This is a genomic window from Pseudomonas sp. H1_F01 (assembly GCF_054681425.1).
On record NZ_CP162823.1, the window covers coordinates 3,723,294 to 3,744,695 of the forward strand.

Here is a 21,402-nt window from a genome sequence, read left to right on the forward strand (position 1 = left end):
CCTGGCATGTAATGGGCGCATAACAAAAAGGATAAATCCTATGCCCCGTTTGCTGGCGATCCTCCTGCTGGGCCTGGCGCTGAATGTTGCGCAGGCCGATACCGCGCTGTTTTCAGCGCAGGGTTATCGCATCGGCCAATACCGCAGCCCGACACCCGCCACTGCCGACGGCGCCCAGACCCTCGACACCCAGGCCCTGCAACAGCTGCTCGGCCAAGCCTCGCCCCCAGTGCTGATCGACGTCTATCGTCGGCCGTGGGTCCAAGGGCGTTTCATCGACAACGAACCCCACGCCAATCTCCCCGGCAGCCTGTGGCTGGCCAATACCGGTGACGGCGACCTCGACCCGACCTGGCAGGACTACTTCAGCCATCACCTGCGCGCGGCCACCGGCGGGCGGTTGGATTCGCCATTGGTCTTTTATTGCCGCGCAGATTGCTGGCTGAGCTGGAACGCGGTAAAACGCGCCGCTGCCATGGGCTATAACCATCTGTACTGGTATCGCGATGGCCTCGATGCCTGGGAGGCGGCCAACCTGCCCCTGCAAGCGGCCCGGCCCGAACCCTTTCCCTGATCTTGCAAGAAGTGCGTGCAACTGCTCTGCCCCACACGACAATAACGAGGTGAATGGCCATGTATAAAATCCTGATAGCCGACGATCACCCACTGTTTCGCGAAGCCATCCACAACGTCATCAGCGACGGTTTTCCTGGCAGCGAGGTCATGGAGACCGCCGACCTGGACAGTGCCCTGGCCTTGACTGCCGAGCACGACGACCTGGACCTGATCCTGCTGGACTTGAACATGCCCGGCATGCACGGGCTCAATGGCCTGATCAACCTGCGCAACGAGGCACCGACCATCCCCGTGGTGATTGTCTCCGCCGAGCAGGACAAACAGGTGGTGCTGCAGGCCATCACCTATGGCGCGGTGGGTTTCATCACCAAATCCTCGCCACGCTCGCAGATGACCGACGCCATCGAGCAGATCCTCAACGGCAACGTGTACCTGCCGCCGGACATCATTCGTACGCAAAAAAGCCCGATGGGGCGGCGCCTGAACGAAAACCCGAGCTTCCCGCCGGAACTGCTCCAGGCCTTGACCCGCAAGCAATTGCTGGTGCTCGAACGCATGACCAAGGGCGAGTCGAACAAACAGATCGCCTACACCCTGGACATCGCCGAAACCACAGTCAAGGCTCACGTCTCGGCGATCCTGCGCAAACTCAACGTGCACAACCGGGTGCAGGCGATCCTCAGTGCCGGGGATATTGATTTCGGGGCTTATCTGCGGCGTTGAACCGCTGGACACTGCTGAGATAGGGTGGATACCCCTGTGGCGAGGAAGCTTGCTCCCCCGCCACAACAGCGTTCGACTTAATGGCTCAGGGCCTGGCCCAACAGATGACTCATCGCAATCTTGAGCTTCATCGGCCGCACCGGCTTGTGCATCAGGGTGTGCCCGCGTTCGCGGATCTGCTGCTTGAGTTCGTTGCTGTAGTTGGCGGTGATCATCATGGCCGGGATCGGTGAGGCCCGGCGGGCGTTGATCCGGGCCACCGCATCGACGCCGTTCTGATCGTTGTCCAGGTGATAATCGGCGATCAACAGGTCAGCCTCGGCATGGTAGTTGTCCACCTGGCGGGCCAGGTCCTGTTCTGACAACGCGGTCACTACCTGGCAACCCCAGCCCTCCAGCAACGTACGCATGCCGGCACAGATCGCCGCATCGTTATCCAGTACCCAGACCCGCGCCCCACGCAGTCGTTCGAGCATCGGCTCGCTCATGTCCAGGCACGGCAGCGGCTTGGGCGCGGTGGCGCTCAGCGGCACGTCGATAGAGAACATCGAGCCCTTGCCCGGCCAGGAGCGCACCTGGATCCGGTGCCCGAGGATCCCGGCGATTTTCTCGACAATCGCCAGGCCCAGGCCCAACCCACGGTCCTGATTCGGGCGCTGCACGTCGCCGCGCTTGAACTCCTGGAATATTTCCTCCAGGCGGTTCTCGGCAATGCCGATGCCGCTGTCCCAGACCTGGATCGACACGCGCTGGCGGTGGCGCCGACAACCCAGCACCACCCGGCCGCTGGGGGTGTAGCGAATAGCGTTGCTCAGCAGATTGCGCAGGATTCGCGCGAGCAATTGCATGTCGCTGCGCACCAGCACCGAACAGCCGACAAAGTGCAACTCCAGCCCTTCGCTGCGGGCGATCTGGGCGTATTCGGCGGCCAGGTTGTCGAGCAGCTCGCTGAGGCCGAACGGCGCGACATCGGCCTTGATCACCCCGGCGTCCAGTTTGGATATATCCACCAGGGTGCCCAACAGGTTCTCCACGTCCTGCAGTGAATTGCTGACGTTACGCACCAGTTGCGCGTTGGCAACCGGCTCGCGGCGCTCCAGCAAGGCGCTGGTGAACAGCCGGGCGGCGTTGAGCGGTTGCAGCAGATCATGGCTGACCGCTGCGAGAAATTTGGTCTTCGACAGGTTGGCCTGCTCGGCCTCGCGCTTGGCCTCCCGCAGGCGCAATTCCACCCGGCTGCGCTCATCGATTTCGCGCAGCAACTGCTCGTTGAGGGTGGTCAGTTCGGCCGTGCGCTCCTGGACCCGCTGTTCCAGGTTCTGGTAGGCCTGGTGCAGCGCTTCAGCAGTGCGCCGGCGTTCGGTGATGTCGCGGATCAGCACGAAAATCCCCACCACTTCGCCGTTGGCCAGGCGGTTGGGTACATAGGAGCGCAGCATGTAGCGCTCCTGGTTGTTGATATTGGTCTCGGCGAACTCGAACGTCACGCTCTCACCCGCCAACGCCCGCGCCACGTAGGCCTCCAGGCGCTGGTAATGCTGCTCGCTATGGGCTTCGCGCAGGCTCTGGCCGAGCATCACGCCACGGGGCCAGCAATACCACTGCTCGTAGACCTTGTTGGTGAATTCGTAGACCAGGTCGGCGTTGAGATAGGCGATCAGCGCCGGCACATGGTCGGTGATCAGGCGAATCCAGCGTTCGCTTTCGCTCAGCGCCTCGGCGTGCTGGTAGCGTTCGGTGATGTCGGTGAAGGTGTTGACGTAGCCGCCAGTGGGCAAGGGATGCGTACGGATCTCCAGGACCCGGCCATCGGACAGGCGCTGCTCGGATTCGTGGATCAGCCGGCCGTTGCTGTCGCGACTGGCCGGGGTCAGCAGTTGCAGCTCACTGTCGGCAATCACTTCATTGAATGGCCGGTGCGCCGCTACCGGTGCCAGGCCGCTGAGTTCGAGGAAACGCCGGTTCCACAGCTCCAGCACGCCTTGGGCATTGACCATCGCCACGCCCTGGGACAGGTTGTCCACCGCCCGCTGCAACAGGTGGGATTTCTGCGCGATAGCCTGCTCGCGGCGCACCGTTTCGCTGAGCTTGACGTCGGTGATATCGGTGAACAGGATTACCCGGCCGCCCTCCTGGGTCGGTCGCTCGCTGACTTGCAGCCAACGTCCGTTCTGCAGCCGGTACAGCACGTGCTCGTCGGCCTGGCCCCGGGGCTCTTCGCTGAACAGTCCGTTGGCGGTCATCAAGCGCTTGACCTCGGAGAGACGCATTCCGGCGATGATGCGCACCCGGCTGTTGGCCCAGAAGGCCTTGAAGCGGCTGTTGAACAGGACAATGCGTTGCTGCTCATCGAACAGCACAAACGCATCGGAGATGCTTTCGATGGCGTCGATCAGGTGCCGGTGGGCGGTTTCCGCCCGCAGCCGCGCCTCGCCCAGCAAGTGATTGCCGGCCTTGAGTTCAGCCATGGCCTGGTTCAGCGCATCGGTGCGCTCGCGCACCTGCTCGGCCAGCACCACCGAGTGCTGGAACGCTGCATACGGATCGTTGCCCCGGGTTACGCCAGACTCCACCCGTTCGATCAGCGCCTCGTTGATGCGCCGCAACTTGCGGTTTTCGTGCTGCAGGGCAGCGAGCTGGGCCTGCAGCTCAACGATGGCCGGGGACGCGATGTCGGGCAATGGCAACTCCGGTGAACGTCTGGTTGATATGCATGCCATTGAACTGTTCTCCATAGGTGTTGAACCCCATCACCCGTTGTTCGCGCAGGAACTGGCCGATCTGCTCCAGGCCGCCGCGATCTTCCAGCTCCAGGCGCCGGAGAAAGCAATCGCAGCCGATGGTCAGCAGCAGATCACCGAGACGGGCCTGCAAACCGTCGAACAGCGTTTGCAGGTTTTGCAGCAAGGGACCGGGGGTCATGGCGGTGAGAACGATGCCGTTCTCCACCGCGCAGTAGAAACTCAGGCTCAGGTCCGGGTGCACCTGCTGGATCGCCCGCACGTAGTACTGATCGTTGATGCGCACCGCCAGTGGATGGGCGGCGAAGACCCGATAGTCGAGGGCGCTCACCGGCACGCCGATGTGCCGGGCGTATTCTTCTGCGGCGGGTTCGGCGTTGAGCTCATAGACCCGCCGCGAGGCGCTGTCGGCACCGGTCACCACCAGCTTCTCTTGGCGAGGCAGGATGTGATGGGTGGTGAAGACTTCGAATTCCAGCCAGGTATTGATCAACACCACCACGGCCGCGCCACTGTGGAACTGGCCTTCGAAGTACACATGGGTGTGGGTCAGGTAGTTGTCATCGCCAGCCGACCCGCCGAAATGCGGGATGTCCCCCAGCGCGGCACTCAAGGCCGCCAGCACCATTTCCTCGCGGCTGGACAGGCCATCGAGCAGGGTCAGGGCGAAACTGTGACCCTTGATCGGGGCCAAGGCGTTGCTGCGACAGCCGCTCGCCAGGCGCTCGACCATTTGCTGGGCGTCGATCAGGCTGAAGCGCTCCATTTCACCGATCAGTTCGGCGGCGATGGAAAAGTGCCGGTGATCGAACCCCACCGCCGTCACGCAGTTGCGACCATAACCTTGGGCGGTGATTTCACCGGCGCTGGTACAGCCCACCAGGCGAATCCCGCCGAAACTCTGGGACAACGCCTGGCCCAGGGCCGGCAGGTCGTATTCGGCGGAACAGAAAAACAGCACGAAGCCCAGGTGCGGGTGCAACAACTGCCGCGCCAGCTCCTGGGCCACCTGCTGGACATCCGTCGCCTGGGACATGGCGCTCACCACACCTTCGCTCTGGGCCTGCTGCATCTTCGCCTCCGACGGGTGCGTGATAGGAGCCCTGAGTGTACGAAGCCGCGTCGAGTCGACGAATGCTACTTGGGTAGCGGGTGGACGCTTCCATGGGATGAGATTGCTCCCTTATGTGGGAGCAAGGCTTGCCCGCGATGGAGGCGATGCGGTCTGGCAGAATCGAGGCGCCTGTTTCGCGAGCAAGCTTTGCTCCCACAAGCGCCCCTGCCACAAGCGTGGTTTGCCGAACAAGCAATATCAATGACTCATCGGCGCCATGGCAGTCGCCTGCCCCAGCAGTTTCTGGTCGATGTCTTCCAGCCGCAGCACCCGGCCGCCGGTGTCGCTGGCGAGCTTTTGTGCCGCCTGGGGGTCGGAGAACGAGGCCAGGACAACGCCCATGGCGCCTTTAAGCCCACTGCCGATGACGAAGTAGGCGGTCCGGGCGTCGATCAGGTGGGCGTCATCCGGTGTATCCCAATGGCTGCGGCCCATGTCGTGGACATACAGCTTGACGTCGGCCCGATGGTTTTCCGGCTGCAACCACCAGCCCAGCATCTCCGCCGGCGAGCAGAATTTCTTCACGCCCCCTGCCCCGACCGCCGCGCCCTTGGGCCCGGGGAAGTCAGTGATGACCATGCCGCACACATGGCACTCGTCACTGGGATGAAACGCCAGCGCCGCCTCGCTGGTCGCAGGTGGCTCGGCCTTGCCGCAGGCCGCCAGTGCCAGGCACATCAACACCCCGGCCAAGAGGCGGCCCCCCTTGAGGTACACCTTGTTCATCGTTGCATGCTCCCTTATCAAGATTGAAATTCACGGGCACCGGCGATTGAACAACCGATAGGCCAGCCACAACGGAACCGCCATCCACAAGCCCAGGCACAGCCAGAGCAAAGGCGCCGACACCGGCAGGTCGCTGCCCAAGGTCAGCACCGCGGCGCCGCTGGACGCCGCATCGAACCCGGACAGGTTGATCAGCCGATACACGTCGGTAGGGTTGAACAGCAGCAGCCAGGGCAACAGTTCCGGGCTGAAGCGCCCCTCGCTCAGCACCAGCAACGCCAGCAAGGCAAGGTCGAACACCAGCACGAAGAAAAACCACACCCCCAGCGCCAATCCGGCCGCGGTGGATTTTTCTGCCGACAAGCTGCTCAGCACATAGGCGAGCCCGAGGAACACCCAGCCCAGCAGCGTGCTGGACACCATGAACCGACCGAAGGCCCAGAGCAGCAGGCTCAACTGGACATCGTCCACCAACAGGGCGATGGCAAGCATCGCGCAGCCAAAACCGATGAAAGTGGCCAGGGCCAGGATCAAACCATGGCCGACAAACTTGCCCAGCAGCAATTGGCCGCGGCCCAACGGGTAGGTCAGCAACAGCAGCAAGGTGCCGCTCTCGTCCTCGCCGACAATCGCGTCATAGGCCAGCAGCAAGGCAATCAGCGGCATCAGGAAGGTCGCCAGGCTGGACAGGCTCGCCACCGTGGCCGGTACCGAGGTGAACCCCAGTTGACCGGACGCCGCCGCGCCGAGCCAGGCGATGCCGATCGCCAGCACCGCGAACAACAGGCTGATCGCCAACAACCAGCGATTGCGCAGGCCATCGCTGAATTCCTTGCGGGCCATGTTCCAGACCGGATTCATAGGCTGGTCTCCTCGGCTGCGGCACGGACCATGTAATGACGGTACAAGTCCTCCAGCGACGGCGGCTTGATCTCGACATCCGACGGGTCATCCTGGGCCAGTAACTGGCGCAGCAATTTAAGTTTGCTGCCATCCGGCGCGGACACTTGCACCCCTTCTGCGCCCCAACCTTGGGTGGCGTGCCCCTCGCTGCGCCAATGCTGGCGAAGCCAGTCGGCCCGCGACAGGCCCGAGGCGCGGATCAGCGTCGGCAGCCCGGCGTCCTCCCGCAGCCGGGCCAGGCTGCCCAAGGCCAACAGGCGCCCTCTGGTGAGAATCGCGGCGCGGTTGATGTGAGCTTCCACGCCAGGCAGGACGTGAGAACAGAGAATGATGCTGGTGCCCTGCCAACGCAGGCGGTCGAGCAACTGATAGAGGTCCTGGGTGGCAATAGGGTCCAGGCCCACGGTCGGTTCATCCAGCAATAACAGGCGCGGTTGGCCGAGCAGCGCCTGGGCCAGACCAAGACGCTGGCGCATGCCCTTGGAATACGTTTTCACCCGCCGTGTCGCGGCACCCGCCAGCCCGACCTCTTCCAGCAAACGCTGCACTTGCTCCGGTGCAGCACCTTTGAGCCGGGCAAAATGGCGCAAGGTTTCCAGCCCGCTCAACTGCGGATAGAACATCACGTTCTCGGGCAGATAACCGAGCATCTGCCGCACGCTCGGGTCGCTGGGCGCTCGGCCGAAGACACGCACCTGCCCCTCGCTGGCCCGCAGCAAACCGAGGATCAGCTTCATGGTGGTGGTCTTGCCCGCACCGTTATGCCCGAACAGGCCGAGCACTTCGCCCTGGGCCAGATTCAAGTCCAGCCCGCGCAGCACGGCGACATCGCCATAGTACTGGCTGACGCCTTCGATCTCGACGACGTTCAAGACGCGTCCTCCTGGGCACTGTTGCGTGGCGGGGGCTGGACAGGCGTTTCCATCAGCGGATGACTGTCCATCACCCCGGGGGATTTCATCACCGGGAAAGCTCGCTGCACCCAACGCAGCAGTTCGATTCCCGGGCTGTTCATCAACAAGCGCACCTGGGGATACAGCCACAGCAGGCGATCGACGTTGTCGTTGGGCTCATAGGCGACATCGCCCAAGCCATCGCCGTTGCGATCCCAGCCCAGGTAGTCGCTCCAGTAATTGCCGCGACCGTCCGCCGACCATTCCTGCAATCGGGTGGCAACGTACTTGACCTGGCGCTGGTTGTGGACGAAGGCATTGCCGGCGATGCGGTTATCCTCCGAGCCGGCCGTCAGGTGGATGCCCACGGCGCTGCGCTCGAAATGGTTGCCTTCGATGCGGTTGAACAATGAGTTGTAGATGAACAGGGCCTTGCCCTCGGCGCCGGTGATCATGGTGTCGCCGGTGGACCCGTCGCGCACGTCGGTGACGAAGTTGTCGCGCAGGGTCGAATAGGTGATGTAGTTCATCAGGATCCCGTAGTTCTGATCCTGTTCGGAGCGATTGCCGGTGACCGTCAGCTGGCGGCTTTGCATCAGGGCATAACCGGTGCGGGTGCGCCGGGTAACGTTATCCAGCAGGCGGTTATCGTTGGCGAACATGTAATGCACGCCGTAGCGCAGGTCCTCCAGGACATTGCCCTGGAGCAGATTGCCGCTGGAGGTGTCAATGTAGATGCCGTCGCGGGTTTCGTGTACCTGGTTACCGATGACCCGGGCGCCGTGTACGGCATACAAATGGATGCCATTGCCACGGTCCTGGGAGCGCAGGCTGGGGTCGCCCTGGATGCGGTTGTCGATCAGGCTGACGTCCCGCGTGCCATCGACCCAGATACCGAAGCCCTGGCCCTGCATCCGGTTGCCACGCACCACGGCCCCTTGGGCGACCGGTTGGATGAACACGGCGGCGTTCATGGCCGTCAGGTCGTGGCCCCAGTCCAGGAACGTACACCCCTGGATCCGCACGTTCGGGGCGCGAATGATCACGCCATTGCCCTCGCCCTGGCCCTGGAATACCGCCTCGGGCGCACAGGTGAGGGTCATGGGCTGGTCAATGCTGAACGAGCCCCGGTACTGGCCCGCAGGCAGGCGCCATTGCTGGTCGCCCTCGGCCTGCAAAGGCAAATTGGTGATCGGCTGCGGCGCGCCGAGCGCGCCGCCCGATAACAGGCAAAGCACCAGCGCAATGACCGGTTGGCGAGCGTAACCCGCAGGTTGTGGCGTTTTCCCGGTCATTGAAGCTGTCTCCTTGACGAGCCGTCTCAGGCCTTTTCAACCAGCATGCGCCCGACCATTTCCATGTGCAGAGCGTGGCAGAACCAGCTGCAGTAGTACCAATGCAAGCCGGCCTTGTCGGCGGTGAAAGTGATCGATGAGGTCTGTTGCGGGCTGATCTCCATGCTCGCGCCGTGGTTGGTCATGACAAAACCATGGGTGACGTCTTCGATCTGGTCGATGTTGGTGATAGTCACCGTCACCTCGTTGCCTTGCTTGACGGTGAATTCCGTCAGGCCATAGGCCGGCGCCATCGACGTCATGTACACCCGCACCTTGTTGCCGTCGCGGATGACCTTGTTGTCGGTTTCCAGGTTGATGCCGTCCTTCTTCGCCCGGGCCACGGTGTCGGCGAAAAACGGATCGTTGCGGTTCCAGATTTTCTGGGTCTTGATCTGGTCGCGCCGGGCGAGAATGCAGTCATGGGGTTCGGCGAAGGCCGGGCCGTCGTGGACCAGCTTCATTTCTTCACCGGAAATGTCGATCAACTGATCGTTCTCCGGGTGCAATGGGCCGGTGGGCAGGAAGCGGTCCTTGGAGAATTTGCACAACACCACCAGCCACTTGCCGTCCGCCTCGCTGGTTTCGGTGAGGGACGCATGGTTGTGGCCGGGCTGGTACTGGACGTCGAGTTTCTGCTTGATGTAATTGACCTTCTCGCCCTTGTAGGCGCGGATGGCCTCCTCCATGTTCCACTTCACCACCTGGCTGTCGATGAACAAGGTCGTATAGGCATTGCCGCGCCCGTCGAACGTGGTGTGCAGCGGCCCAAGCCCCAGTTCCGGCTCGGCGACAATCACTTCGCGTGGGTCCTTGAAGCGGTCGGCGAACAAATCGTCCAGGCGGTCGATGGCGATCATCGAAACCGTGGGCGACAGCTTGCCGTTGGCGATGAAGTATTTGCCGTCCGACGAAGTGTTGAGCCCGTGGGGGTTCTTCGGCACGGGAATGTAGCGAGTGAATTCGGAGTCCTTGCCATCGGTCTTGCGGCCATCGACCACCGGCACCTTGGAGCCGTCCAGGTTGATGAACTTGCCGGCCTTGATCGCCGCCTCGATACGCGGGATGTTGAACACCACCACCCAGTCGCGCTCGTTGCGCATCATGCCGCCCAGGTCGTAGGCCTTCTCGGAGTTGTAGCAGGTGCTGGCGGCGTATTTGCCGGTGTAGTCGGCATCGGAGTTGTCCAGGTTGCCATCGACGATCACCTGGAAGGCCATTTCCATTTTCTCGGCATCGATGGCGTTGAACATCGTGAAGCTGTTTTTGTCCTGCAGGTCGAAGGTGTGGCCGTCGTTGGGGTGTGGGATCACGAACTCAGCGTTGGCGAACACGTACTTGGTGTACGGCACCTTTTGCAGGCGCAGGCCGTGGATGGCTTGCACGTTGGGCACGGTGAGGATCTTGTCGCACTTCATGATGTCCAGGCGAATGCGCGCGACCCGCGAGTTGGCCTTGTCGTTGATGAACAGGTATTTGCCGTCGTACTTGCCGTCGGTCATGGAGATGTGCGGGTGGTGGCAATCGCCGTTCTGGTACTTGGCGCTGTCGCCCAGGATGCGCTTGCTTTCGTTGGTCAGGCCCCAGCCAGTGGCCGAATCGACGTTGAACACCGGGATGCGCATCAGCTCACGCATCGACGGCACGCCCAGCACCCGCACCTCGCCCTGGTGGCCGCCGCTCCAGAAACCGTAGTATTCGTCCAGCTCCCCGGGCCCGACGTGGATCTTGGATTTGGCCTCCTTGGCCGCCGCAGCCCAGGACTCACGGGTGAACGTCCCGGCCCCCAGCGCCGTCGCGCCGGCCAGTACGGCACCGGTTACCGCGCCAGTGCCGAGAAAACTGCGCCGGCTGACACCCCTGGGTTCTTCCACCGAGCCCGGGGTTTGGTTTTTTTTATCGCTCATGCTGTGTGCTCCATGAAGAATGAAAGGGTCAAGGGACAGGCCATTGGGGTGCCTCAAGGCGCCGGGTTCACCTGCACCACGGGAATCAGTTGCGGATCGCTCACGGTCGCCTTGCCGCGCTTCTTGCGCTTGTTGATCAGCGGCGGGCATTTGTTTTCGTTGTGCCAGGTCATCTGGCAGTCGAGGCAGTAATGGCATTCGTTGGCATTGATCCGGCCATCGGGATGAATCGCCTGGATCTCGCATTCCTTGGCGCACAGTTGGCAGGGGTTGCCACACTCCTTGCGGCGCTTGAGCCAGTCGAACAGCCGCAGCCGGGTCGGCATCGCCAGGGCCGCGCCCAGCGGGCAGACGTAGCGGCAATAGACCTTGCGGGTAAACAGGTTGATTACCAGCAGGCCCACTGCGTACGCCACGAACCACCACTGGCGGTCGAACCTGAGGGTGATGGCGGTCTTGAAGGGTTCCACTTCGGCCAGCCGTTCGGCGGTGGCCATCGACTCCAGCGAAACGCCGAACAGCACCAGCAAAATGATGTACTTGATCGCCCAGAGCCGCTCATGCACGGCGAACGGCAACTCGTATTGGGGAACCTTGAGCTTGCGCGCCAGTTCGTTGATCAACTCCTGCAACGCGCCGAACGGACACAGCCAGCCGCAGAACACCCCACGCCCCCACAGCAGAATGCTGCCGGCGGTGAACACCCAGAGAATGAATATCAGCGGATCGGTGAGGAACAGCTCCCAGCGAAAGCCTTCGAACAAGGCGTGGACGAAGGTCAGCACGTTGACCACCGACAACTGGGCCAAGGCGTAGCCGCCGAGAAACACCACGGTGAAGACCAGATAACCGCGGCGCAGCCAATGCAACAGCGTCGGCCGCCGGGCCAGTGAGTCCTGGAAAAACAGGATCGCCGTCAGCACCAGCAGGGCTACGCCAAGCACGCTGATTTCGACACTTTTCTGATACCAGAGCGTCAGCCACATCGGCCGGCTGGCTTCTTCGGCGGCCGCCAGTTGCTCGGCGGTAGGCAATGGCCGTTCCAGGTAAGGTTCGGGCAGTTGATAGGCCAACTCGAAACTGCTGAAGGTGCCGCTGACCGGTCCGGTCTGGCGGCGCACCAGCAGTTCCAGGGTCCAGGGTGAACCAGGGTCGAAACGGTGGGAGGCACGGATGATGAAAATCGCCATTTCATCGAAGTCCGGCATGTCGTCGAGGGCCACATCATTCAGGCGCTGAAAATCCAAGTCGCGAAAGCTGATGGTGTCGCCGGACTGACGCAGTTGCACCCGGTCGAAGATGCCGCCACGCACGTATCCCGAACCCTTGAAGGAATAACGACCGCTGCCCATCACCGCGATGGCTTGCTCGCCCGGCTTGAGCTCGGCCATCAGTGTGCGGTATTGCGCCTCACCCAGCAGGTTGCGACCGATGGTGGGCGGGTTGAGGTGGGTGGCATAGAGGTCGATGAAGGTGTCGTTCACCTGCTCGCCGCTGGCGGTTTCGACCTGTTCGGCCTCAGTGCCTTTGAAGGAAGCGTCAACCTGGCCACGGGTCAGGAGCAGACGGCGGATAGCGCCGTTACCGGTCAGGGTCTTCCAGTCGGCGGGCTCGTAGATGTCCTCACGCACACGCGCCGGCGCCACGGCCAACCCCGCATCACCCTTGACCAGGCCCAGGGACACCGCGACATCGTGGGCGGCACGCATGATGACTTCGTTGACCACCATCGCCGTCACAGTAGCCCCGGCGATGGCATCCACGGTCACGGCATTCGGATCGCTGGAATGCCCCACCACCACCCGTTGGTTGACCTTGATGCCGCTGTAGCGCGCGCTGAACGCGTGGAGTTTTTCTTCGGCGATGCCGATCAGCAGGATCGGCTCATGGTGTTCGAGCACATAGGCATCGAGAATCACACCGGCCGGATCGAGAATGACCTGGACGTTGATCGGCTTGCCGGAATAGGCGGGAATGTCCACCACGTCCAGGCTCTGGAACACATAGCCCACAACCTTGCCGGCAGCGGACAGCTTGCGCACCTTGAACCGCCCTTCGGGCTCGGAGATCGAGTCGGTCTGATTCAGGACATGGTGGATGCGCTGTTGCGGGACGTCACCGTAGTCCTTGGCCTGGGCCAGGCCCGTGAACAACAGCAGGAGAACGAACAGCCCGTGGAGCCAGAAGCGGGATAGGTGCAGCATCACAAAGTGAGGGGTCATGGACGCCAGGGCTTAAAGACAGGATCTTGGCGATCATGGTAGGGGCCGGCCCCTTCTTCGGCCCTTGATTGAAATCAACTTGGGAAAAACTTAAGCCTTGCCCCAAAGGTGTTGATCGTTCCCACGCTCCGCGTGGGATGCATCCCGTGACGCTCTGCGTCACCTTCCAGAAGCGGAACGCGGAGCGTCCCTGGCGGCATTCCCACGCGGAGCGTGAGAACGATCTTCCACCGTCGCCGCACCCCGATCGTTCCCACAGTGCTCAGCGCAACCCATAGGAATAGATACGGCCGTCATTGTTGTCGTACCAGTTGCCATTGGCCCAGAACACCCGGTCCTGCGCCGGTTGGAAACCAAGAATGCCCAGGTAACCGTCGATGGCGAGGTGCTGCCAGGAGCGCCCCCAATCCTTGGAATAGAACACCCCATCGGCGGAGATGTTTGCGTCCGACCACCAGTAGAGCCAGCGCGGTGGATGGTGGTCGCTGGTCGTGTTGATCAGAAGGGTGTTCTGGCCCAACCAGAGATTGTCGCCACGCACCTGGGTCTGCGATGCCAGGGGGGCAAACACACTGGGCAGGTCACCCATGGTCGTCCAGGTCAGTGCGGCGGTGTCCAGTTCGGCGACAACCTCTCGCCCGCGATCACCCTGGTCAATCAGCCCAATCACCCGCCCGGCGTCATTCTGTATCAGCTTGCTCACAAACAAGTTGTCGTCACGCTGTACGTCGACCACCTGCCACTGCCCGGCCTTGGCTTGCAGCCGGGCCCGTGTCGTGACGTTGATCGCGATATTGTCGCTGACGCCATCCGGATGGGCGCCCCAGAAGCGTTGGGACACCCAGATATGGGCCGTCTGCGCATCCAGTTGCAGGACGTTGGTCTGGATTTCCCCATGCTCATCTGTATTCGTGCCCCAGTCAGTGACGTCAGGGCGTTTGCCGTGGGCGTATTTGGCGGACACCAGCAGCGACTCGGGCGCCATTATCGACGCGCTGTTCGCCCCCCGATCAGCCGAGTAGAAGACGCCGGTGGAAACGGCAGTCGGCTTCTCTTCATCGCTGTCTTCATCCACCGCGTCCGGCGTGCCTGCGGCCCAGACTTCATTCGAGCCGTGGAAATAGGGAGCCAGGCTCCAGGCCAACGATTCGGCCTCGGGAAACCAACCCTTGGTCAACCAGGTCCAGCGCTGGCCTTGATCATCAGTGCGAAAGACCACGGTCTGATCGGGATCATGGGTATTCGCCGTTTCAGGCCGACGAAGGCCCGTGAGCAGGAACACACTGGTCCCGTCGGGGCTGGCTACCATACAAGCGCTGCCGCTGACATGTGCCACGAGCTGAAATTGCCCTTGGGCGTCCAGGTGGGAAATGAAGGTGGTTTCCTTGTCAGCACGAGAAAACAAACCGGCAAAGGTTCCAGACTCTTCCGCTTCATTGGGCTGTTTCGGCTGGCCATAGACCAGCGCATCCAGGTCCAACACGCCAGCGGACGGTTCAAGCTCTCGGGCCTCCCTCTCCAGGCGCGCTACCAGCCAGGTTCCCTGTGGCGTCACCGTCACGCCTGTGCAATACGAGGACATCGCTCGCAACCGGGTATCCTTCACCGCGCCGACTTGTTGCTCGTCAGGACTGTCGCCGCCCAACTCCAGCTTGGCGCTGGCAATCATCCAGATGTACCAGAGCGCGGCACCGACCAGCAGCGCGACAAACAGCGTGGAGAACAACTTCGATCGAGGCATGAGGCGTCCGTATCCATGGGAAAAATCTGCAGAGCTTTTCTCATCTCTTGCGCCCGGAGTAAATTTTTATCACACGCGAACGGTTGAACCCGGTCGCATAATTGTCAGCGCTGTGATCCAGTCCACTCTGCCATCGCCATAATGCAACGCCATAACGCCCTGAAGCGTTGCAGCAACGTCCACAAGGAATGCCCGATGCCCCCACGCTCCGCCCCCGCTTCAACCGCTGACTTGCCGCAAGGCACCGGTTTCGTCCGGGTGCGTGGCGCCCGCGAACACAACCTCAAGAACGTCGACGTGGACATCCCCCGCGATGCCCTGGTGGTGTTTACCGGCGTGTCGGGGTCCGGCAAGTCGTCGCTGGCCTTCTCCACGCTCTACGCCGAAGCCCAGCGTCGCTACTTCGAGTCCGTCGCACCCTATGCGCGGCGCCTGATCGACCAGGTGGGCGTGCCGGACGTGGACAGCATCGAGGGACTGCCGCCGGCAGTCGCCTTGCAGCAACAGCGCGGCACCCCCAGCGCACGCTCTTCGGTGGGCAGCGTCACCACCCTGTCGAGCCTGATTCGCATGCTCTACTCCCGCGCCGGCAGCTACCCGGCCGACCAACCGATGCTCTATGCCGAAGACTTCTCGCCCAACACGCCACAGGGTGCCTGCCAGCAATGCCATGGCCTGGGCCGAGTCTATGAGGTCACCGAAGCGTCCATGGTGCCGGACCCGTCGCTGACCATCCGCGAGCGCGCCGTGGCCGCCTGGCCCATGGCCTGGCAGGGCCAGAACTTGCGGGACATCCTGGTGACCCTGGGCTATGACGTCGACATCCCCTGGCGCGACCTGCCGAAGAAGCAGCGGGACTGGATTCTCTTCACCGAACAAACCCCTACCGTTCCCGTATACGCCGGGCTCACCCCGGCCCAGACCCGCGCCGCCCTCAAACGCAAGCTCGAACCGAGTTACCAGGGCACGTTCAGCGGCGCCCGACGCTACCTGCTGCACACCTTCATGCACTCCCAAAGCGCGCAGATGCGCAAACGCGTGGCGCAATACATGCGCGCCAGCCCCTGTCCCGTGTGCGAGGGCAAGCGCCTCAAACGCCAGGCGCTGACCGTGAGCTTTGCCGGCCTGGACATTGCCGAGCTATCGCACCTGCCGTTGCTTGAACTGGCCGACGTGCTCAAGGGCGTCCTGGCGCCCGACTACCTGGAACAGGCCGAAGAAACCGGAGACGTCCTCAGCCACCAGCAAACCCGAGAAGCCCGCGAGCAACGCGCCGCCAGGGGCGACAACCCGCACGCGGGTGGGCCGGACGCGCGCCACACCCCCAACCTCTCCCTGGAGAAACGCCTGGCCGCCCAACGCATCGCCGCCGAGCTGCTGGAACGGATCGTCACCCTGATCGACCTCGGCCTGGGCTACCTTGCCCTGGAACGCAGCACACCGACGCTTTCGTCCGGCGAACTGCAACGCCTGCGCCTGGCGACCCAGCTCAATTCCCAGTTGTTCGGGGTGATCTACGTGCTGGACGAACCCTCCGCCGGCCTGCATCCGGCCGACAGCGAGGCGTTGTTTGGCGCCTTGCAACGCCTCAAGGCTGCCGGCAACTCGGTGTTTGTGGTCGAACACGACCTCGATACCATGCGCCGCGCCGACTGGCTCATCGACGTCGGCCCGGACGCCGGCGAACAAGGCGGGAAAGTCCTCTACAGCGGTCCGCCGGCAGGCCTTGGCCAGGTGTCGGAATCACGCACCCGCGCCTACCTCTTTGCCGAAGAACACGTCACGGCACGCAGCCCCCGAGCGCCCAAGGATTGGCTGCGCCTGGAAGGCATTACCCGCAACAACCTCGACAACTTGAGCGCGGCCTTCCCCTTGGGTTGCTTCACCGCCGTGACCGGCATCTCCGGCTCAGGCAAATCCAGCCTCGTCAGCCAGGCCCTGCTGGATCTGGTCGGCGCCCACCTGGGCCAGGCCAGCCCCAACGCCGAACCCGATGAGCAAAGCCTGGAAGACGAACCCGTGCAAACCAGCGGCGGGCGCGTTACCGCTGGGCTTGAAGCGGTCAAGCGGCTGGTCCAGGTGGACCAGAAACCCATCGGCCGCACCCCGCGCTCCAACCTCGCCACCTACACCGGGCTGTTCGATCACGTGCGCAAACTGTTCGCCGCGACAGAGCAGGCGCAAGCACTGGGATTCGATGCCGGACGGTTTTCCTTCAACGTCGCCAAGGGCCGTTGCGAGACCTGCGAAGGTGAAGGTTTTGTCAGCGTGGAGTTGTTGTTCATGCCTAGCGTGTACGCGCCCTGCCCCACCTGCCATGGTGCGCGCTACAACCCGCAGACCCTGGCGGTGAGCTGGCAAGGCCTGGACATTTCCCAGGTGCTGCAACTGACCGTGAACCAGGCTCTTGAGGTGTTTGCCGAGCAAGCGGCGGCCAGGCGCTCATTGCAGGTGCTGCAGGATATCGGGTTGGGCTACCTGCGCCTGGGCCAACCGGCCACGGAACTGTCCGGCGGTGAAGCCCAGCGGATCAAACTGGCGACAGAACTGCAGCGCAAGGCCCGGGGGGCGACATTGTATGTGTTGGATGAGCCCACCAACGGGCTGCACCCCCAGGACGTCGACCGCTTGCTGGTGCAACTGAATCGCCTGGTGGAGGAAGGTCACACGGTGGTTGTGGTGGAACATGACATGCGCGTTGTGGCGCAGAGCGACTGGGTCATCGACATCGGTCCGGGCGCAGGTTCCCAAGGTGGGAACGTCGTGGCCTGCGGGGCTCCGGAAGAAGTCGCGGCCTGCCGGGAAAGCCGGACGGCGGAGTTTCTGAAAAGGGCTTTGCAACCTGGAAGATAAAACCTGGCCCAAATCCCGCCCACGCCCCCCGTCGATCGTTCCCACGCTCCTGCGTGGGAATGTCGCCAGGGACGCTCCGCGTTCCGTTTCTGGAAGGTGACGCAGAGCGTCACGGGATGCATTCCCACGCAGAGCGTGGGAACGATCAAAAGATCGCAGGCTTCGCCAGCTCCTACAGACCCAGCGCGAGCTTGAGTTTTCAGACCGTACGCGAATACTGAACCGTCTGGTCCGCCCCCAGGTACGCGTCGAAGGCCATGGCCACGTTGCGCATCATCAATTGTCCCTGGGGCAACAACACCAGCTCGTCGTCGCGAAGGTCCAGCAACCCGTCGCGCACCAGCTCCTGGAGCCGGTCCAGGGCATCGGCGAAGTACTCGCTAAACCGAATGCCGTGGGCGCTCTCGATCTGGCCGAAATCGATGCGTGCGTGACACATCAGTTCGCTGATGACCTCGCGCCGCAGCCGGTCATCGTCGCTCAGCCGATAACCACGCTGTACCGCCAGCAGGCCTTGATCCAGCCGCGCGTAATACTGGGAAAGCTCCTTGACGTTCTGGTTGTAGCTGTCGCCCACCTTGCCGATCGAGGACACCCCCAGGCCAATCAGGTCGCAATCGGCGTGGGTGGAATAGCCCTGGAAATTGCGCTGCAGGCTGCCCTGGGCGCGGGCGCGTACCAGTTCGTCATCCGGCAAGGCAAAGTGGTCCATGCCGATGTAGACGTAGCCGGCTTCAGTCAGGCGATTGATGGTCAGTTCCAGCAACTCCAGCTTGCGCTCTGGCGGCGGCATGTCTTCTGGCCGGATCATCCGCTGCGCCCGCACCCGTTGCGGCAGGTGGGCGTAGCTGTAGGCCGCGATCCGGTCCGGACGCAGGGCGATGATCTTGCTCAAGGTGACATCAAAACTGGCGATGGTCTGCAAGGGCAGGCCATAGATCAGATCGACACTGACCGACTTGAAGCGCGCCAGGCGCGCGGCTTCCACCAGCTCGACGACCTGGGCTTCGCTTTGCACTCGGTTGACGGCAATCTGCACCTGGGCATCGAAATCCTGGACGCCAAAGCTCAGGCGGTTGAACCCCAACTGGCGCAGGCCCTGGATCTGTTGCGCATCGATGGTCCGCGGGTCGACCTCGATGGAAAACTCATGGGCGTCGCTGTCGTCCATGTCGAAGGACTGGTGCAGGCAGTCCATCAGGTCGGCCAGTTGCTCATGGGTCAGGTAAGTCGGCGTTCCCCCGCCCAGGTGCAGCTGGGTCAGTTTGCGCGAGCGGTCGAACAAGGTCGCCTGCAGGGCAATTTCGCGCTTGAGGTAGGTCAGGTATTCGACGGCTCGATGGGTCTTGCGCGTGATGATCTTGTTGCACGCGCAGTAATAGCAGAGGCTCTGGCAGAACGGGATGTGGATGTACACCGATAACGACTTGGGCAGCGGTGCCTGGTTACTGCGTTGGGCAGCCTGCTGGTATTCATCCATGGCAAAGGCCTGGTGGAACTGCGGCGCCGTCGGATAGGAGGTGTAGCGCGGCCCCGGGCGGTCGTATTTCTCCACCAGGGCACGATTGAAACCGGATACAGCATTCATGATGGATTCAACTTTTCAAAAAGGTGTGGGCCTGCGTCATCCAGTCCTGGGTCGAACAGATTGCAGATCGCATCGACGCTCAAGCGCCCGGCAGGCAGGATGCCGATAAACCGGCTCGACAGTTCGATCAATCCCTGGTCATGCAAAGCTTCCAGCGACGGCCAGAGAGACGCGAAATACTCGCGAAACACCAGGCCGAAGCGTGCCTCGATGGCCGGGATATCGAGTTCAAGGTCACAGGAAAGCTGCTCGGTCACACATGCCTTGACCTGATCCTGCGCTTCACAGCGCCAACCGCGATGGACCGGCAACTGCCCGGCATCCAGCTGTTGGCAATACTGATGCAGGTCGTCGGTGTTCTGTACGTACAGGTGCTCGATCTGAGTGATGGCCGATAGACCGAAGCCCACGTGATCACAGCAACCGTGACGGGTAAAACCCTGGCAATTGCGATGCAGGCGTCCGTGCTCCTGGGCCACCGCCAGGTCATCGTCGGCCCTGACGAACTGGCCCAGGCCGATGTAGTGATAACCGGCGCCAATCAGTTGCTCGCAGCAGATCCGCCGCATGGCGTCCTTGTCGGCCGGGCTGCAAAAGTCGCCGGCCAACCCGGCGTTCTTCGAGCGGTAACGATAAGGCGCGCGAGCATAGTCGAAAGCGTGCAACCGGTCCGGTTCCAGTTCGATCAGCGTCGCCAGCTTCAGGGCGAAACTGCTGGGCGTCTGCCAGGCATGGCCGTAACCCAAGTCAATGTTGATGGAGCGAAAACCAAACGTGCGCGCCGCATCGATCAACGAATGGATCGGAGCCGGATTCTGGTAACAATCGACCGACAGGTCGCTGTCGACGCCAATGTCGGGGACGCCGATGCTGACATGAGTGAAACCCTGGTCGCGGATCAGGCCCATGGTCGACCAGTCGGTGTGGTGCAAGTCCACCTCGATGCTGTGGTCGCCACCGTCGTATTCACTGAAGTCAAAGCGCTTGCGCAGGTCACTCATCAGCTTCTGCAGATGAGCGATCACCGGTGTGCCACCGGTCAGGCAAAACTGCTCGACGCGCCGCCCTGCGCCCAGGTGGCAACCGACCAACCCCAACTCATAGGTCAGGCGTTGCAGGTAGCCCTCGATCTCACCGCAGCGGCAGTCGCTGGCCAGGGGCGAACACGACGCCAGCCGCAGGCGCGAAGGCAGGTGCACCGCCAGGGACAAGGGCCGTCGTTTCTGACGGCTGCTGCGCAACCCTCGAAGCAGGTCGAGCGAACCGATGCCTGTGTGGAATCTACGTGTACCGACCGGACAATCGAAATCAGCCACCACAGGCGCACGGCCCGAAGGTCGCTCACCGAGGGTATGGAACGGGTCGAACATGACAATCTCCGAGTGGCTGTGCGCAAGCAGTTTGCGGGGTAACCCGCCGGGCCACCTTGACCTGTATCAAGCGCCTTGGAACCACGCGCCAGCGCTTACCAGGTGAGGTAGAACATGGCCTTGGCCAGCAGCACGATCGCGACCATATGCACGAACACGCTGGTATGGATGATGTGCACGTAGCGGGCGTTCATGCGTCCGCTCCTGAACAGCCACATGGCCCAGAGGAAATGGCCCAGCACACTGCCCGCCAACAGGATCTTGAGCCCCAGCAGCAAACCGAAGGATGACTGCAACGGCGACGAGAGCAACGGCCAATAGCGCAGCCAGACCATACCAATGCCCGCGCCGAACAGCACCAGAAGCACCCACGGCATCAACTGCCGGGCGCGTTGGCTGATGCCTTGCTCCAGCAGCACCATGACCTTGGTGGGCAGTTGCTTGCGAATGCTCTCCAGGAACAGGACTTCGAAGAAAACCGTGCCGATGAAAACCAGCGCGGCAAACAGGTGCAAGGTCAGAAACAGCGGATAAATCATGAGCTTCCTCGGTCGCCCTCTTCAGCGGGGCGATGGTTTATTCGAGGTTATCGCGCCATCCCGAAAGTGGGGTTGATGCCAATCAAGGAAAGCGCAATGCCTGCCACACCACCAAACCCTGTGGGAGCGAGCTTGCTCGCGAAAGCGTCGGATCAGTTGCATCGAGGTTGAC

At 62.5% G+C, this 21,402-nt stretch carries 15 protein-coding genes; 3 read left to right on the forward strand and 12 right to left on the reverse strand.

The window, feature by feature from the left end; genetic code table 11:
- Nucleotides 1–40 precede the first annotated feature (40 nt).
- Nucleotides 41–574: a PQQ-dependent catabolism-associated CXXCW motif protein gene (locus AB4O09_RS17020; RefSeq protein ID WP_456004757.1), complete on the forward strand. Its 534-nt coding sequence runs from the start codon at nt 41–43 to the stop codon at nt 572–574.
- Nucleotides 575–633: 59 nt separating this feature from the next.
- Nucleotides 634–1,299 carry a response regulator transcription factor gene (locus tag AB4O09_RS17025; RefSeq protein ID WP_014338437.1) on the forward strand — a complete coding sequence of 222 codons (666 nt, stop codon included), beginning with the start codon at nt 634–636 and terminating at the stop codon, nt 1,297–1,299.
- A 77-nt stretch (nt 1,300–1,376) separates the two neighbouring features.
- On the opposite strand, the gene nahK is transcribed toward AB4O09_RS17025, so the two are convergent.
- The 9 genes from nahK to AB4O09_RS17070 all read right to left on the reverse strand — a co-directional run bounded on the left by nahK (nt 1,377) and on the right by AB4O09_RS17070 (nt 14,880).
- Nucleotides 1,377–4,019: a hybrid sensor histidine kinase/response regulator NahK/ErcS' gene (nahK, locus tag AB4O09_RS17030; protein ID WP_003201425.1), complete on the reverse strand. Its 2,643-nt coding sequence runs from the start codon at nt 4,017–4,019 to the stop codon at nt 1,377–1,379.
- A complete protein-coding gene (gene nosP, locus AB4O09_RS17035; RefSeq protein WP_003201423.1) occupies nt 3,949–5,112 on the reverse strand; it encodes a nitric oxide-sensing protein NosP in 1,164 nt (387 codons plus the stop codon). The genes nahK and nosP overlap by 71 nt, the downstream gene beginning before the upstream one ends.
- A gap of 240 nt (nt 5,113–5,352) precedes the next feature.
- On the reverse strand, nt 5,353–5,880 hold the full coding sequence (locus tag AB4O09_RS17040) for a nitrous oxide reductase accessory protein NosL (RefSeq protein WP_003201421.1): 528 nt from the start codon (nt 5,878–5,880) through the stop codon (nt 5,353–5,355).
- Between the two features lie 30 nt (nt 5,881–5,910).
- Entirely contained in the window at nt 5,911–6,741 is an 831-nt protein-coding gene (locus tag AB4O09_RS17045; RefSeq protein ID WP_003201419.1) for an ABC transporter permease, read from the reverse strand.
- The gene (locus AB4O09_RS17050) at nt 6,738–7,655 is read right to left on the reverse strand and encodes an ABC transporter ATP-binding protein (RefSeq protein ID WP_013693248.1); all 918 of its coding nucleotides are present in this window, start codon (nt 7,653–7,655) and stop codon (nt 6,738–6,740) included. Before AB4O09_RS17050 ends, AB4O09_RS17045 begins: the two co-directional genes overlap by 4 nt.
- Nucleotides 7,652–8,971 carry a nitrous oxide reductase family maturation protein NosD gene (locus AB4O09_RS17055; RefSeq protein WP_003201414.1) on the reverse strand — a complete coding sequence of 440 codons (1,320 nt, stop codon included), beginning with the start codon at nt 8,969–8,971 and terminating at the stop codon, nt 7,652–7,654. The genes AB4O09_RS17050 and AB4O09_RS17055 overlap by 4 nt, the downstream gene beginning before the upstream one ends.
- Before the next feature lie 26 nt (nt 8,972–8,997).
- Entirely contained in the window at nt 8,998–10,917 is a 1,920-nt protein-coding gene (gene nosZ, locus AB4O09_RS17060; protein WP_027911739.1) for a TAT-dependent nitrous-oxide reductase, read from the reverse strand.
- Between the two features lie 53 nt (nt 10,918–10,970).
- The gene (gene nosR / locus AB4O09_RS17065) at nt 10,971–13,139 is read right to left on the reverse strand and encodes a transcriptional regulator NosR (RefSeq protein ID WP_028237024.1); all 2,169 of its coding nucleotides are present in this window, start codon (nt 13,137–13,139) and stop codon (nt 10,971–10,973) included.
- A 262-nt stretch (nt 13,140–13,401) separates the two neighbouring features.
- Nucleotides 13,402–14,880, reverse strand: a complete 1,479-nt coding sequence (locus tag AB4O09_RS17070) for a hypothetical protein (RefSeq protein WP_038859185.1) — start codon at nt 14,878–14,880, stop codon at nt 13,402–13,404.
- Between the two features lie 195 nt (nt 14,881–15,075).
- Between AB4O09_RS17070 and AB4O09_RS17075 the strand changes: the two genes are divergently transcribed.
- Nucleotides 15,076–17,733: an excinuclease ABC subunit UvrA gene (locus AB4O09_RS17075; protein WP_027911741.1), complete on the forward strand. Its 2,658-nt coding sequence runs from the start codon at nt 15,076–15,078 to the stop codon at nt 17,731–17,733.
- 199 nt (nt 17,734–17,932) lie between these two features.
- On the opposite strand, the gene hemN is transcribed toward AB4O09_RS17075, so the two are convergent.
- The 3 genes from hemN to AB4O09_RS17090 all read right to left on the reverse strand — a co-directional run bounded on the left by hemN (nt 17,933) and on the right by AB4O09_RS17090 (nt 21,230).
- On the reverse strand, nt 17,933–19,321 hold the full coding sequence (gene hemN, locus AB4O09_RS17080; protein WP_003201404.1) for an oxygen-independent coproporphyrinogen III oxidase: 1,389 nt from the start codon (nt 19,319–19,321) through the stop codon (nt 17,933–17,935).
- Entirely contained in the window at nt 19,318–20,691 is a 1,374-nt protein-coding gene (locus tag AB4O09_RS17085; protein WP_013693244.1) for an oxygen-independent coproporphyrinogen III oxidase, read from the reverse strand. The genes hemN and AB4O09_RS17085 overlap by 4 nt, the downstream gene beginning before the upstream one ends.
- Before the next feature lie 95 nt (nt 20,692–20,786).
- Nucleotides 20,787–21,230, reverse strand: coding sequence for a CopD family copper resistance protein (locus AB4O09_RS17090; RefSeq protein WP_013693243.1), 444 nt, complete (start codon nt 21,228–21,230; stop codon nt 20,787–20,789).
- Nucleotides 21,231–21,402 lie beyond the last annotated feature (172 nt).